Source organism: Salinimicrobium oceani (assembly GCF_012037645.1).
Window position 1 is genome coordinate 1 of sequence record NZ_JAAVJR010000597.1, and the last position, 459, is coordinate 459.

Genomic DNA, 459 nt, shown 5'->3' on the forward strand with positions numbered 1-459 from the left:
TGATACTTCTCATACCTTCCAAAAGACCGACAGCAAAATCTCTTATTTTCACCATCAGATGGTGGTTCGATCTTCTTATGAGGTTAAGGAAAACAATTCCGAAGCCAACAAGGAGCAGGAGAATTCCCAGAGAAATGAAGGGATTGATCTCATTTTCGCTGAAATAAAGGATAAGCCTTTCAGTCTGAATAAGGAATCCAAAAATGGTAATAAGAAGCACCATGATAACGTCTGCAATTCTTTCAGAAACTATGGTGCCAAAGGCTTTATCAAACGGAATGTCCTCATAGGTAGAAACTGTTGCAGCTCGAAGGACTTCACCAGACCTGGGAACGCCAAGATTGGCAAGATAGCCTCCCATCACTGCCATAAAACTATTGGCGAATTGCGGGCGGTAACCCAGGGGCTCTAAAAGGTACTTCCAGCGATAGGCCCTGGAAAGATGCGAGAGAATTCCGA

1 protein-coding gene is annotated in these 459 nt (G+C 43.8%); it reads right to left on the minus strand.

Translation table 11 applies throughout. The features are described from left to right. Positions 1–459 (minus strand): lysylphosphatidylglycerol synthase transmembrane domain-containing protein (locus HC175_RS18445; RefSeq protein ID WP_168139685.1); only part of this gene is annotated, 459 nt, incomplete at both ends.